This is a genomic window from Clostridium frigidicarnis (assembly GCF_900111985.1).
Lineage (GTDB): Bacteria > Bacillota > Clostridia > Clostridiales > Clostridiaceae > Clostridium_Z > Clostridium_Z frigidicarnis.
Genome location: NZ_FOKI01000064.1, coordinates 1 through 13,715, shown reverse-complemented (window position 1 = coordinate 13,715; position 13,715 = coordinate 1). Strand labels below are relative to the sequence as shown.

Annotated in this window: 11 protein-coding genes and 1 tRNA gene; 2 read left to right on the top strand and 10 right to left on the bottom strand. The window is 27.7% G+C overall.

Annotated features, from left to right (window positions below; all coding sequences use genetic code 11):
• Positions 1–50 precede the first annotated feature (50 nt).
• The 4 genes from BM119_RS18610 to BM119_RS18595 form a co-directional block, all read right to left on the bottom strand.
• A tRNA-Pro gene (locus BM119_RS18610) sits at positions 51–126 on the bottom strand.
• Positions 127–302: 176 nt separating this feature from the next.
• The gene (locus tag BM119_RS18605; RefSeq protein ID WP_090043213.1) at positions 303–785 is read right to left on the bottom strand and encodes a metallophosphoesterase; all 483 of its coding nucleotides are present in this window, start codon (positions 783–785) and stop codon (positions 303–305) included.
• Positions 786–798: 13 nt separating this feature from the next.
• Positions 799–1,410: an XTP/dITP diphosphatase gene (locus BM119_RS18600; RefSeq protein WP_090043212.1), complete on the bottom strand. Its 612-nt coding sequence runs from the start codon at positions 1,408–1,410 to the stop codon at positions 799–801.
• A 115-nt stretch (positions 1,411–1,525) separates the two neighbouring features.
• Positions 1,526–2,500, bottom strand: a complete 975-nt coding sequence (locus BM119_RS18595) for an AIR synthase family protein (RefSeq protein WP_090043211.1) — start codon at positions 2,498–2,500, stop codon at positions 1,526–1,528.
• A gap of 89 nt (positions 2,501–2,589) precedes the next feature.
• Between BM119_RS18595 and BM119_RS18590 the strand changes: the two genes are divergently transcribed.
• Entirely contained in the window at positions 2,590–3,966 is a 1,377-nt protein-coding gene (locus tag BM119_RS18590; RefSeq protein ID WP_090043210.1) for a hypothetical protein, read from the top strand.
• Positions 3,967–4,342: 376 nt separating this feature from the next.
• On the opposite strand, the gene BM119_RS18585 is transcribed toward BM119_RS18590, so the two are convergent.
• Entirely contained in the window at positions 4,343–5,917 is a 1,575-nt protein-coding gene (locus BM119_RS18585; protein WP_177199508.1) for an ABC transporter substrate-binding protein, read from the bottom strand.
• 161 nt (positions 5,918–6,078) lie between these two features.
• Between BM119_RS18585 and BM119_RS18580 the strand changes: the two genes are divergently transcribed.
• Positions 6,079–6,405: a hypothetical protein gene (locus tag BM119_RS18580; protein WP_090043208.1), complete on the top strand. Its 327-nt coding sequence runs from the start codon at positions 6,079–6,081 to the stop codon at positions 6,403–6,405.
• 186 nt (positions 6,406–6,591) lie between these two features.
• Here the strand turns inward: BM119_RS18580 and BM119_RS18575 are convergent, their stop codons facing one another.
• The 5 genes from BM119_RS18575 to BM119_RS18555 all read right to left on the bottom strand — a co-directional run bounded on the left by BM119_RS18575 (position 6,592) and on the right by BM119_RS18555 (position 12,816).
• Positions 6,592–6,912: a hypothetical protein gene (locus tag BM119_RS18575; RefSeq protein ID WP_090043207.1), complete on the bottom strand. Its 321-nt coding sequence runs from the start codon at positions 6,910–6,912 to the stop codon at positions 6,592–6,594.
• An 80-nt stretch (positions 6,913–6,992) separates the two neighbouring features.
• Positions 6,993–8,990 (bottom strand): NAD-dependent DNA ligase LigA, encoded by a 1,998-nt coding sequence (gene ligA / locus BM119_RS18570; protein WP_090043206.1) that lies wholly within the window; start codon positions 8,988–8,990, stop codon positions 6,993–6,995.
• Positions 8,991–9,003: 13 nt separating this feature from the next.
• Positions 9,004–11,262, bottom strand: coding sequence for a DNA helicase PcrA (pcrA, locus tag BM119_RS18565; protein ID WP_090043205.1), 2,259 nt, complete (start codon positions 11,260–11,262; stop codon positions 9,004–9,006).
• Between the two features lie 256 nt (positions 11,263–11,518).
• Entirely contained in the window at positions 11,519–11,821 is a 303-nt protein-coding gene (locus tag BM119_RS18560; RefSeq protein WP_090043204.1) for a YerC/YecD family TrpR-related protein, read from the bottom strand.
• A gap of 278 nt (positions 11,822–12,099) precedes the next feature.
• Entirely contained in the window at positions 12,100–12,816 is a 717-nt protein-coding gene (locus BM119_RS18555; protein ID WP_090043203.1) for a pseudouridine synthase, read from the bottom strand.
• Between the last annotated feature and the right edge of the window lie 899 nt (positions 12,817–13,715).

The window sequence follows — 13,715 nt, the reverse complement described above, 5'->3', positions numbered from 1 at the left end:
GCCAGCTTGGAAGGCTGGAGCTCTACCATTGAGCTACACCCGCATAAAATTGGTCGGGGTGACAGGGATTGAACCTGCGACCTCATGGTCCCAAACCACGCGCGCTCCCATCTGCGCTACACCCCGATATTGCTTATTCATCATCAATTCCTGACGACATCATTTATTTTACACCATGTTTTTTTTAAAGTCAATACTTTTTTGTATTTTTTATTTATATTTTTTATTTAGGCATATTCAAAAAATAACAAGTCAGTATGCTAGTCTATTTCAATACGAAACTAGACTAAATACTTTTAGATTTAGTCTAGTTTCTTTATGTTAATTTCAATATTAGATTTTTCATCTATTTCTATAAAAGCCATAGATTTATTTTGACCTCTAGGTAGACTTGTACTTCCTGGGTTAACCATTATTATATTACTATCCCTTTCTATCATGGCTACATGACTATGCCCATAAAGTGCCACCTGAGCCCCAAGCTCTAGAGCCTTCAATTTTAAATTTAAAAGATTGTACTCCACATTATATTCATGACCGTGTGTAATAAATATATTAACCCCATTAATTTTTAACACTTTTTCTGATTTAACATATGATTCAAAATCACAATTTCCTTTTACAAAAACTATATCTTTATTAAAGCATTCCTTTATCAATTTTATATCTGCAACATTATCCCCTAAATGTATTAGCATATCTACCTTTGCATTTTTTGCTTCTTCTACTGCTTTTAATATACTGCTTGCTTGCCTATGTGTATCACTAACTACTGCTATAACCATATTAACTCTACTCCTAAATCAATTGTGAAATTTCTTCTTTTAATTTCTCTAGTGCTTTTCCCCTATGACTTATAGAATTTTTTTCTTCTGGAGTCATTTCTGCAAATGTCTTATTAAATTCCTTCACGAAAAATATTGGATCATATCCAAATCCTTCATTCCCCTTTAAATTTTCAGTTATATATCCATAACTTTTACCTTCTATTGTTAATTCTTTTCCTTCTTGATTAATTAAAGCAACTAAACATATAAAATAAGCTTTTCGTTCCTCAATGCTGAATTCACTTAATTTTTTTAATAACTTTTCATTGTTTTTCTTAGAATTCCCATGCTCACCTGCATATCTTGCTGAATAAACTCCTGGTTCCCCATTCAATATATCCACAACTAATCCTGAATCATCTGACATTACTATAAAATCTTTTTCATTCCTGTTATTCAAAAACTTATATATTTCCCTCGCTTTTTTCAATGCATTCTCTTTAAATGTTTTCCCATCTTCTTCAACGTCTATAAATATATTTTCATCTTTTAGACTTCTTATATCTAAAGATAAATCTTTCAAAATCTCTTTTATTTCCTTTATTTTATGTTCATTGTTACTTGCAACTATTAACTTTTTCATTTGACATTCCCCCTTTTTCAATAGCTTAAACTTTACTGTGTATTTTACATTATAATTTTTCTACTCTAATCCTTTCATTCAACTCACTCTTATACTCTTGAACTCAATTTATCACTTAAATATTAAATAACTCATCTCGTTCTGGTGGATTAACGCTAATTTCCTCTCCACTAGATTTTATTAACGTGCCATTTTTTTCTTCAGTTATTTTACCTATTACCGTAGCTTTTATTCCTATATTTTTTAGATTTTTTATAATATCATCGCTATTATGACTTATAATAAGCATTGATCCTGATGATATAAACCTTAGTATATCTATATTAAAATATTTACATATCTTTATTGTCGTATTTTTTATAGGTAGTAATTCTTCATATATTTCAAATCCAACATTTGATGCTTCAGCCATTTCCCATAGTGCACCTAAAATTCCACCTTCAGTTATATCATGCATAGATGTAACGCCTATTTTTCCACAGGCTTTTCCCTCTTCTACTACACTCAGATACTGATTAAAATTTTTAGCTTCATTTATCTCTTCTTTTGAAAGTATATTCTTTAATTCATTTTCTTTATCATGGGCTAATATACTACACCCTTCTAATGCTAAATATTTAGTGACAATAATATCATCCCCTACTTCAGCTCCTTTAGTAGTAATTATAGAATTAGCCTTTCCTATAACAGTACATGACACAACTATTTTATTAACAGCATCAGTAACTTCTGTATGACCTCCTATTATTGCAACATTTAATTTTTTACACTCATTACTTATGTCTTTCATTATTTCTTCTATCTCTTCTAACTTACTAGTTGTGGGTGCTAGTATTGTAACCATAATCCCAACTGCTTCTCCACCAGATGAAGCTATATCATTACAATTTATATTAACAGCTAACTTTCCTAAATTACTACCTGCCCCAGTTATGGGATCAGTTGATATTACTATATTATTTCTATTTAAATTTAATATAGCACAATCTTCCCCTATTCCATTTGATACTAGAACCTCTTCTCTATAAGCACCCCTATTTTTATCTATAATATTTTTTAAATCATCCCAGTTAAGTTTTCCTGATTTCATAAGATTACTCCTTTTTTCAATAAAATAAGAACTATTTCATTGAAGTCTTCATATTATTTATATAAGGATTAATATTTGAGGTGAAAAATTTGAGATATATAGGACCATTTTTAAGAATCAACTCTCTATCTATAGACAATGTAAAAAATCAGTTAGATCATTTTACTAAAGAATCTTTAAAACACATAGCTTTAAACTCTAGATGCGGAATAACTACACCACTAAAAGACCTTAAAATCCCATCATCACCTAACATTGATATTAACATATTTAAAGAAAATTCTCTACTTTTGTGCATGTATAAAAAGAGTGATGGCAAGGTTTTAAAAAACAAGTATGGACTTTATTGGGATGAGAATACTTTTAAAAAAGACATCAATGTTTCTTCTAATATACTCTTTACTTTAAATTTGTTAAATATATCAAACTACTATTATAAATTAGAAACATTAGATAAAAAATTATATTCCTTAGGTGTTTTATACTCCAATTTATGTAAATGTCAATTGGATTTTTATTATAAATATCTAAGAAATGAAGATGGTATATTTGTTGACAAAAAAAATCTTTCTCCTGGATCATCTAAGAATATCTCTTTAGAGTCCACTGATAACGTCTATAAAGTTAGTGACCAAGGATTTATTATGCTTGTAAATTATCTTTATTCAATAGATCCTAATTCCAGAGATAGCTCTGTTTATAAAGATTTTTCTTCTGATATTTTAAATATGCTTATTCATTATAGAGATGAATTATATGAGGTTTCCCATGTTGAAAGAGCTACTTTACTTCTATCTCTAAATTTATTCTGTAATTACTCTAATGACGATTCCGCTAAAGAGTTATTAATGGATTTAATGGATTATCATTTTCAATGCTTTTTAGACGAAAATAGATTATATAATTACGATGATTTTAAAGAGTTACCACTAAATTTAATTAATATTTGTATGTATCAAAAATTTACCGGTTTAGAAAATTTCAATAAGCAAAAAGATGACATACTTGAGATCTTAGATAATTTATATGATGAGAAATTAGGTGTACTTATGAAAAAGAAAAATAAGAAAGAATTTAAAATATATGCTTCTGATATAAATCTATTTTTAAGTTCATTAATACTTTGTAATGAGGATAATAAATTTGATATGCATATAGTAGATTTCTATAAAAAACATTTTATTGATTCAAATTTAATTCCATCATGGCCAGATTGTCCTAATTTGGATAGCGTTGAAAGATATAATAATTTTTCATTAAAAGCAGATGATTTAATTAGTGACTCTAATTTTAGACCTAATTCTATTTTACCACCTGAATCTTCAGGTTTTGCTCCAATAATGTATAAATCAGTTTATTACAATACAAAAAAATGTAATTTTTCCAAAATAAAATCTTACTTTGATTCATATGAAAATATGTTTTCATTATTTATAAATTTATATACAATAAATTCTCATATTTAATTTTATATGTTATGCCAAAAAGTGTCTACGCCACGTTATAATTGAGAATTGACAGTTGTTGTTGAAAATCACAAATTTTCTTTAATAATATTTTTTATTTTAGAAATCTTATTAAGAAGATTTCATCCAACATTGTCAATTGTAAATTCTCATTTTTCAATTGAAAAACCCTTTAACCCTAGGTTTTATAAGCATTTTAAGATCAATTTTTTTTATACTTTCCTGTACATGACAAAAGTGATTACGCATTCTTTAAGTGACAAGTTAATGAGCAAATTAAAATACCTAGAATAAAATTCTAGGTATTTTAATTTATGTTAGGCACATTCACAAAATATACATGGTATCTTTTACTTGTTATTTTCTTTCATGTGCCTTAATCTTCTATTCCATTTTTATATAGCGTCTTAAATACTACATTATTATTGCCATCTAATTCTATATCCTTAATATTTTTGCTTGTAGCATAACTTAATGAATCATAATAAACGGGTATATAAGCTATATCCTTAGATAATATTGATATAGACGAAAGAATCATACTCTCTTTCTCCTGCTTGTTTATTGTTGTTTTATTTACAATTTTATCATAATCATTATTGCTATACTTAGAAACATTTTTTTTATTATCCTTCGTCCACATTTTTAGGAATGTGTCTTTTCTTTCTGGGTTTTTATAAATATTTAATGCAATATCAAAACTCCCATTTTCTAAAACTTTATTATAATCATCTTTTGAAAAATATTTTTTATTTATTCTAAGTCCTAAATCCTCTTTAAATACTTTTTCTAATTCTTCAACTATAAGTTTACTTTTATTATCATTTTGAGATACTAAAGTTATTAATTTACCTTTATCAAAATCCATTTCTTTAAATAATGAATTTATTTTAGATATATCAACATTTTCTAACTGTTTACTTGAAGTTTGAATTGAATCCTTTTCTAATGTACTGAATGCCATGTCTCCATTTCCTTCTATCAACCCAGCTTTAGAGTACATATCCTCTTCACTATATAGAAATTTTATCGTCTCATTTATTGTCTTTCTAAAATTATAATTTCCACACAAATCTTTCTTTTCATAATTAAAAATTAATGCATACATATCTTTGTCAGGAGTAAACTTTAAATTTCCTACTTCTTCATCTACAGTTGTTTCTTTTAGTGGTAAATCAAACATCAAATCTACTTTTCCCGAATTAAAAGAAGCTAATGCTTTTTCTGGGCTATTTGCAACTATACTTATTTTTTCTTCTAATGGTTTATCCCAATAACTATTATTTCTTTTTAATTCAAGTATATTTTCATTTTTAAAACTATCTATTACATAAGCTCCACTATAATCTACTTCTTTAAAGTTCTTTTCTATATCTGATAATTTATCAAAGTTTCTTCTCAGTCTATACATTGGTTTAGTAAGAATCTTTAAGAATTCTGGTGTATCAGAATTAAGCCTAATAGTTAAAGTACTATTATCCGGAGCATCTATAGCAACATCTTTAAAAGTTTTTTTACCCTTGTTAAAATCTTCAGCTCCATATATACAATATAACTCGCTTACATATGCATTTTTAGCTTTTGAGTCTAATAAATTTTTAAAAAACTCCACAAAATCTGAGGCTACTATAGGTTTTTCACTACTCCAACTTATCCCCTCTCTTAGCTTAAATGTATATGTTATTCCATCATTAGAAATGTTATAGCTTCCAGCTAACCCCTCTGATATCTCATTATTAGCATTTAAAGTTACTAATCCATCGAACAAAGCACATAATAAATCTTGAGATCTAACATAATCATCTTTAAACATACATAAATTTCGTGGTAACTGCTCTAAACTATATGTGAGGTCACTTTTTTCATTTAATGTTTCTATATCTTTCTTCTGTACGCATCCACTAAAAAATAATTGCGAAACAACTAAAATACTTAATATAACTTTTTTCATACTCATCACCTATTAATACTTTTTATTAGAATTATTAACATTAATTACTAATTTTAAACACTATTACATTAAATATTGTATTTAAGATATTCATAAGTTTTATATATTTATTGATTATGTTATAATTTTCATATCTATAATTTAGCGGAGGAGTGGAGCTTATGTTAACTATATTAGTTCAAATAGTAATCATAATATCTTTACTTACTTTTACTGGTTTATCTATAGCTGCTTTTGTCATACTGAGTAAAGCGTTTATACAAATAAAATATAAGAATTATCTTATGGAAAATCTAGTGCAAAACATGTCTTTATTTGTTAAACAATCATATAAACTTAATAAAGAATTAGCAGCTAAAAATGCTACCAATAGTAGTAATATTAAGAATGACATAAATGAATATGAAAATAAAACTAATTGTAATGATACTCAATTAGAATCCGATACTATAATCTCAGATAATTCTTCCAATTCTGTAACTAAGTAAAAGTAAGAAAAGGTTATAATAAAAACTAAAAAATAGTTTTTATTATAACCTTTTTATTTTCATTGTTTATTAATATAGAACGAATCTTCATTAAGGGGATGTTCCATATAGTATTTATGAAATAAATTTTAGAACAACTTTTATCCTATAAATAAAAATTGGTGCGTTCTTCAACACACCATTAAATTAATATACGTTTAATATCATAAAAAATATTGAAACAATTGAAATACTCAAACAAATTACTGGGTAAAACTTTCTCACCCTAGCATCCTTATAAAAAGCAAACTTTAATCCCCATAAAAACATAGTTATGCACACTGATACCTGAAGTGCATAGTAACTATTAAATATTCTAATATACATTATGTTATGTGTTGTTAAAAAAACACATATTAAAGTAATTAGAGTGACTACTACAAAACTCCATGATAAGTACACTATAATTTTTTCTAGCTTATCTATGTTACTTAATGAGGAAGTACTAACTTTGTTATAATTTTTCATTTTTATTCCTCCCAAAACCACCTCAACATTGTTATATTACAACTATAGAGCAGTTTTGTAAAGAGTATTAATTTTTACTCTTATATCATATTTTGAAAATCATCCTCACTTAAAATAGTTATTTCAAGCAATTTAGCTTTTTCGTATTTTGAACCAGCCTCTTCTCCAACTAAAACATAATCAGTCTTCTTACTAACAGATCCTGATACTTTTGCACCTAATTCTTCTAATTTGTCCTTTATTTCTGTTCTAGAATAATTCTTTAATGTCCCTGTAACTACAATAGTTTTACCTTCGAATACATTTCCTTTATTTAAAATTTCTTTTTCCTCATATAAAGGTGTAATACCTAAACTTAATAAATCATTTATAGATTTTATTATTGTTTCATCATGAAAAAACTCACATATACTTTTAGCTACTATGTCACCTATATCTTGTATATTAACCAGTTCTTCAAATGTTGCATTCTTTATGTTTTCTAATGTTTTAAATGACTTAACCAAATCTTTAGAAGTTTTAACACCAACATTAGGTATTCCTAGAGCATATATAAATGCATGCAATTCACATGTTTTACTTTTCTGTACTGCATTTAATAAATTCTGAGCTTTTTTTTCTCCAAATTTATCTAGTGTAAGAAGTTGCTCTTTAGTTAATGTATATAAATCACCTAAAGCTCTTATATCTAATTTTTCAAATAATTGTTCTGCTGTTTTTTCGCTAAACCCTTCTATATTCATAGCTTCTCTTGACCCATAATGTACTATGCTTTTAACCATTTGAGGCTTACATGATAATGTGTTTTCACAGAAGTAATGTGCTCCTGTTATTATTAATTCACTACCACAATATGGACATACTTTAGGTGGTTCTATTTCTTCACTATGCTCTAACGATGTTTCGTCTACACCCATAATTTCTGGTATAACATCATTAGATCTTCTTACAAATACCCTAGCTCCTACTTTTACACCTTTTCTTTCTATATCATCCATATTATTAAGAGTAGCTCTCTTTACAGTAACTCCAGCCAACTCAACTGGTTCTAATATAGCAGTAGGACTAACTCTTCCGCTTCTTCCAACATTCCATTCAACATCCATTAGTATGGTTGTAGCTTCCTGAGCTTCAAATTTATATGCAATTGCCCATTTAGGGAATTTAACAGTATATCCTAACATTTCTCTTGTTCTTATGTCATTTACAGCTATAACTACTCCATCTATATCGTAATTTAAATCAAATCTTATATCTCTTATATAAGCTATCTCTTTTTCTATATCATCAATGGACTTACATATTTTAATATAGTCATCCATTAAAAAACCTTTTTCCTTAATAAACTCTAACATTTCAATATATGTCTTAAACTGTAGTCCTTCATTGTACCCAATATCATAGAAAAATGCTGTCAAATTTCTTTTTGCTGTTTCTTTTAAATTAAGATTTCTTAAAGCTCCTGCTGCTCCATTTCTTAAGTTTTTCAGTGGAATTCCTGAATTATTATTATAATGTTCAAAAGCTTCTTTTGTCATTATAGCTTCCCCATGTATCTCCATAGAACTATTATAGTCTATCTTTAAAGGTAAACTTTTAATAGTTTTTGATTGAAGTGTTATATCCTCTCCAATCTCTCCTGTACCTCTTGTTGCCGACTTAATTAAAATACCCTGTTCATTATAAGTACAATTTAATGTCAAACCATCAAATTTCTTAGTTATAACATAACTAAGCTCTGGAAGTGAGTTTTCATTAGTTTTATTAAACTCTTCTACAGCTTTTATATTTCTCTTATGCCACTCATTCAATTCTTCTAAACTTTGAGCTTTATCTAGGCTCCAAAGTTTTGCTTTATGTTTATATTTAGAGAACTCAGGTAATACCCTATCTCCAACTCTTTGAGTTGGAGAATAAGGTAAAATTATTCCTGTTTCTTTTTCTAAAGTAAGTAGCTCATCATATTTCTCATCATAATCTTTATCACTCATAGAAGGCTTATCTAATACATAATATTCATGACTATATCTATTTAATTCCTGTATTAAAATTTTAATTCTTTCTTCTTTATTCACTATAATTTCCCCCTAATTAAAGTACCTTTAGCGGTGCTAAGCTAAGAAGTAATTGCTTCACTCCCATTTTATCAAATGCTATTGTAAGTTTAACATCATTACCTGAAGGGGTTACTGTTACAATTGTTCCAGTTCCAAATTTTTCATGCTTTATTTTTCTTCCAACTGAAGCCTCTTCTTTAGTTAAATAAGACTCACTTCCTTGATCTATTATATTCTTTATGGCATCTATAGCATTACCATTATTTTTCATCATATTTCTCATACTATGGGGATTATTATTTGTAATTCTATGATTATTTCTAGCTGAAGCTTTACTTTCTGATACTTCTCCCCTTGAATTCATAAGATCCTTCAATGACTTAGGAATTTCAAGTAAAAAATCTGAAGGTGGATAACATTGAGTTCTTCCATATACCCTTCTAACCTCTGCTGATGTCATATATAATAGGTCCTTAGCCCTTGTTATACCTACATAACACAGTCTTCTAGACTCTTCCATTTCCTTTTCACTATTAAATGATGAAGTACCTGGAAATATACCATTTTCCATCCCTACCATAAATACCACTGGAAACTCAAGTCCTTTAGCACTATGTACTGTCATCAATGTAACTGTGTCTGCATCCAAATCATAATTGTCAACATCAGAAACTAATGTTGTCTTCTCTAAAAATGCTGAAAGACTCTTATCCTGTTCCATCTTATCATGATCAAATGCTGCTGCTGCTGACACCAATTCTTCAAGGTTATCTACCCTACTTTGATCTTCTGGATCCTTTGATGATTTTATTTCATTTAAATATCCAGTAACCTCTAATATATATTCAATAAAGTCCGAAACTGGAAGTTGTTCACTCATTGCCCTTATTTCTTCCATTAAATTTCTAAATTTACTTATACATGTTATGTTTCTTGGAGTTAGTGTTGGAACATTTTCAACTTCCAATACTGCATCATAAAAATTTAATCCTCCATCATAAGCATAAGACATAAGTTTTTCAACAGTTGCATCTCCTATGCTTCTCTTTGGAACATTTATTATTCTTTTTAAGCTTATATCATCTTGTGGATTAGCCACCACTTTTAAATATGACATAATATCTTTTATTTCTTTTCTATCGTAGAACTTTAAACCACCAATAATTCTATAAGGTATATCCTTTCTTATAAATGCATCCTCAAAGTTACGAGACTGGGAGTTTGTTCTATAAAGAATTGCAAAATCTTTAAAAGTCAGATTCTCATTTTTATCTCTTAACTTTTTTATTTCACCTGCAACAAATATTGCCTCATCACTTTCTGAATAGGCTCTACAAACTTTTATTTTCTCTCCAGAAGGATTTTCAGTTCTTAGTACCTTTGATTTTCTTTCACTGTTATTTGTTATGACCTTATTGGCTGCATCTAATATTGTAGCCATTGATCTATAATTTTGTTCGAGCTTTATAATTTTTGTACTTGGATAATCTTTTTCAAAGTCCAAAATATTTCTTATATCCGCTCCTCTCCATTGATATATGCATTGATCATCATCTCCAACCACACATATGTTCTTATATTTTTCACTTAGAAGTTTTACAAGTTCATATTGTGCTTTATTGGTATCTTGATATTCATCTACCATAATGTACTTGAATTTTTTTTGATAAAACTCTAGAACATGAGGACATAGCCTAAACAATTCTATTGTTTTTGATATTAAGTCATCAAAATCTAATGCATTATTGCTTTTTAATTTTCTTTGATACAACTCATAAATATCTGCTATTTTATTTTCTCTATAGTTGCTTTCATTTTCTCTTTTAAATTGAGACGGGGTAACTAATCCATCCTTAGCTCTTCCTATTTTCCCCAGAACTTCACCTTCAGTTAAATCTTTGTCATTTATACTTAACTCACCCATGCATTGTTTTACAAGAGCTTTTTGATCATATGTATCATATATTGTAAAGTCTTTTTTATATCCTAAGTTCTCGATCTCTCTTCTTAAAATTCTTACACAACTTGAGTGAAAAGTTGATATCCACATGTTATCTGCATGCTCACCAATCAAACTTCTAACTCTATCCCTCATTTCTCCTGCCGCTTTATTAGTAAATGTTATGGCAAGTATTTGAGATGGGTATATATCTAAATCTTCTATCATATGAGCAATTCTATGAGTTAATACTCTTGTTTTACCTGAACCTGCTCCTGCAAGTATAAGAACCTGACCATCTATAGTGGTGGCAGCTTCATACTGCTCTTTATTAAGCAGTGCTTTCAAATCCATTAAATCCTCTCCTCTTTTCATAATAAATAGTCACTATATATTATTATATCAAATATTCCTAATTTAAAGCTATTTTATGCACAAATGATTTTTATGAACATTTTTCATTTACTAAGGCTATTCTCCATTAAAAATCACTAGTACCTCTTACCTTGTTAATCAGAAAAATATAATTACGATTATATAAGATAAAAAAATAGCATAGCTTATCTATTATTAGGTAAGTCTATGCTTGAATACTTTTTTATTTCTCTTCTTATTCTTTCCAGTTTATTCTTTCAAAAATAGTCTTGTAACCATTACTTCCATAGTTCAACGATCTATTTACTCTACTTATTGTTGCTGTGCTTGCCCCAGTAGAACTAGCTATGTCAAGATACGTTTTTCTCTGTCTAAGCATCTTTGCAACCTGTAACCTTTGTTCTAATGCCTTAACTTCATTTATGGTACATATGTCATCAAAAAACCTATAACATTCTTCAATGTTTTTTAAGCTTAATATTGCTTGAAATAGTAAATCCATTTCCTCGCTTTCTACTTTCGACCTATATCTTTCCATTTAGCCACCCCCGCCAAATCCTATTACTTAAATTTTAACACTATTATTCAAAATATTCTATAATAAAATAAAAAAACACAACCCTTGGGGTAAGGTTGTGTTTTAGAGTAAATAAAAAGGGGGCTATTTATCTCTTTATTTATCTGCAATAATATTATAATTTATACTTCCTGCATATGCAAGACTTTTCAACATTTTTTTACCTTTTTTTTAGTTTTATTGATTTTTTTTATTCATATATACTTTTTTATAATGTTTTTTTATTCAAAAATATAGTATTAATTTCCTTTTAATAGATTTATTTCTTCATCTGTTAATTCTCTATATTGACCTTCTTCTAAATTTTCATCAATATCTAAAGGACCAAATTTAACCCTTCTAAGATATATAACTTTTTTTCCTACACTCTCAAACATTCTTTTCACTTGATGAAATTTTCCTTCTTGTATAGTAATATGAACTTCTGATCCTTCCTTATAATCGCCTATAATCTCTAGTTTTCCAGGCATGCATTTGTATCCATCATCTAACACAACACCTTTTTTAAATTGCTTTATGTCACTTTCTGTTACAACCTTATCTATTCTTGCATAATATACTTTATCAACATGCCATTTAGGTGAAATTAATCTATGATTCAGTTCTCCATCATTAGTTAGTAATAATAATCCTACTGTATCTTTGTCTAATCTGCCAATTGGAAACGGTTCAAAAATTGCATCCTCTGCCTCTAATAAATCTACAACCGTTGTGTCATATTTGTCACAAGTTGCAGAAACTACTCCTTCTGGTTTATTCATAAGTAGATATATGTGTTTTCTATAGTAAACTTCCTCACCATTTATAATTATCTTATCTTTTTCTGGATCTATTTGAAGCCCATTATCCTTAATAACCTCTCCATTAACTTTAACTAATCCTTTCTTTACAATACCTTTAAGTTCTTTTCTACTTCCATATCCTAAATTTGATAAAACCTTATCTATTCTTTCCATACTCTACAATCCTCTCTTGCTTTAATATTTAATCTAGTTCTAAATATATATATTTTTTTACATTTCCTACATTCATGAGTAATTACTTAGGCATCTTAAAAAATAATAAGCCACAGATTCTAAGTATATTTGGTATAAGACACAGAGTTGAAAATCATTTATAGTGGTGCTATGAGTGATTTTTGATAATGAAGTATTATGCCAAATAAACAAAAATACTGGTCTATTATTTTTTTGAAAATGCATTATATAACTTTACGTATATACTAACAACATATATATTATACATTTAAAAGTATATTTTAAAATATAAAATTTATTATTCTCTAAAATAAATTAGGCACATTCAACAACTATACTAATTATATAAACAAATTTTCAACTTTTTTATTTTCATTTACGATATCTATCCACAGTAATCATCAAAAAATTTTTATTTTCTGAATATTTTGTGGATAAGCTCTATTATTTTATAAATCCTGTGGATAACTTTTATTTGTCACTAAGAACAAAAGGCTGCGCCCTTTTTTTAATTGACAATTGATAATTGGCAATTGACGATTATTGTTGGAAGTCACAGACTTCCTAAACATAAAGTTGAAGGTTGAGAGTAGAAAGTTGAAAGTTGAAAGTTCAGGTTGAAAATCACAGATTTTCTCTAAATTATATTTTTTAAATTTTAAAATCTTCCTTAGAAGATTTATCCTTGAATTGTCAATTTCTTAAACTCTTGCAACTTGTCACTTGTAATTTTTCACTCATTAAAGTTTTCAACTAAAAAATCTATATATTTTAATAGTTATCAAAGTTATCCACAGATTCGAAATTTTATAATATCCTATAAAGTAAAAAAGCATTATTCTATATAAAATTCCTAAGATGTTTTTTAGGTACATGAA

What these genes read in the sequence shown, in the direction of transcription:
- BM119_RS18595 (WP_090043211.1), bottom strand. Translation starts at nt 2,500, where the DNA reads ATGAAATCAGGAAAACTTAACTGGGATGATTTAAAAAATATTATAGAT.
- BM119_RS18560 (WP_090043204.1), bottom strand. Translation starts at nt 11,821, where the DNA reads ATGGAAAGATATAGGTCGAAAGTAGAAAGCGAGGAAATGGATTTACTA.
- BM119_RS18585 (WP_177199508.1), bottom strand. Translation starts at nt 5,917, where the DNA reads ATGAAAAAAGTTATATTAAGTATTTTAGTTGTTTCGCAATTATTTTTT.
- BM119_RS18575 (WP_090043207.1), bottom strand. Translation starts at nt 6,912, where the DNA reads ATGAAAAATTATAACAAAGTTAGTACTTCCTCATTAAGTAACATAGAT.
- BM119_RS18580 (WP_090043208.1), top strand. Translation starts at nt 6,079, where the DNA reads ATGTTAACTATATTAGTTCAAATAGTAATCATAATATCTTTACTTACT.
- pcrA (WP_090043205.1), bottom strand. Translation starts at nt 11,262, where the DNA reads ATGGATTTGAAAGCACTGCTTAATAAAGAGCAGTATGAAGCTGCCACC.
- BM119_RS18605 (WP_090043213.1), bottom strand. Translation starts at nt 785, where the DNA reads ATGGTTATAGCAGTAGTTAGTGATACACATAGGCAAGCAAGCAGTATA.
- BM119_RS18555 (WP_090043203.1), bottom strand. Translation starts at nt 12,816, where the DNA reads ATGGAAAGAATAGATAAGGTTTTATCAAATTTAGGATATGGAAGTAGA.
- BM119_RS18600 (WP_090043212.1), bottom strand. Translation starts at nt 1,410, where the DNA reads ATGAAAAAGTTAATAGTTGCAAGTAACAATGAACATAAAATAAAGGAA.